General features: G+C 64.5%; 1 protein-coding gene. It reads right to left on the bottom strand.

Translation table 11 applies throughout. The features are described 5' to 3' along the window. Positions 1-154: 154 nt before the first annotated feature. Positions 155-808 carry a hydrolase gene (locus P0D96_RS48120; RefSeq protein WP_408182907.1) on the bottom strand — a complete coding sequence of 218 codons (654 nt, stop codon included), beginning with the start codon at positions 806-808 and terminating at the stop codon, positions 155-157. Positions 809-960 lie beyond the last annotated feature (152 nt).

The following is a 960-nucleotide window of genomic DNA, read 5'->3' as shown; positions in this document are numbered from 1 at the left end:
CCGACGAGGGCGCCGGCTCCGAGGGAGAGCAGATAGAGCTTCATGGGTGTGCTGTCTTCGCTTCGTCGGGTTCGGGTCGGGAACCGGAGGCGGCCCGAGCGTTACGCCGGGCCGCCTACCGCGGTTCAGATGGCGGGTGTGGCGCGTCCGGGGATCAGTGGGCCTCGCTGCCGCCGAACATCGTCTTCGCGTAGACCAGGCCGAGCCCATAGCCGCCGCCATGCTCGATCGCGGTGGCAACGGTCTGGTTGTAGGTCTCGCCGCGCGCCCAGTCGCGTTGCAACTCGAGCAGATATTGCAGCGAGGTCATCGGGTGTGCGCCTGCCTGGATGATTCGCTGCATCGCGCGCTCGTGCGCTTCTTCGGTGACGTCGCCGCACGCGTCAGCGATCACATACACTTCGAAACCCTGGTCGAGCGCGGACAGCGCCGGACCGACGATGCACACGCTCGTCCACAGGCCCGCGAACACAAGGCGCGGCTTGCCGATGGCGTTCACGCGGTCGGCGATGCGCGGGTCTTCCCAGGTGTTCATCGAGGTGCGGTCGATGATCGCCTCGTCGGGAAACACCGAACGGATCTCGTTGAAGATCGGACCGGAGAACGACGCCGCGGCAACGGTTGTCAGGATCGTCGAAACGGAGAACTCCTTCGCCGCCTTCGCCACCAGCGCGGCATTGTTGCGCAGCACGACCGGGTCGATCGACTTCGTGGCAAAGGCCATCTGCGACTGGTGGTCGATGAGGATCAGCGTGTGATCGGAAGGGGACAGCAGCAGCTTTCCGGGCCTGGCTTGAGCTTGGGGCATCATCGTTTCTCGGTTGGAAGTAGTGGACACGCGGCGTCTCGCGGCCCGGACGTATCTTGCGATAGCACGTTCGATAAAAAAATCCCCTTGTCGGGGGACGTCTAGCGCAAGGCGGGGGATAGTCCTTGGGAAGTCCTACTCGCCGCGGGAAT

Source organism: Paraburkholderia sp. RL17-347-BIC-D (assembly GCF_046027915.1).
Lineage (GTDB): Bacteria > Pseudomonadota > Gammaproteobacteria > Burkholderiales > Burkholderiaceae > Paraburkholderia.
Note: the sequence above shows the minus strand (reverse complement) of the source record. Positions and strands in the feature narration are given on the sequence as shown.

Coding starts and splice junctions, on each gene's coding strand:
- P0D96_RS48120 (WP_408182907.1), bottom strand. CDS start 808: ATGCCCCAAGCTCAAGCCAGGCCCGGAAAGCTGCTGCTGTCCCCTTCC.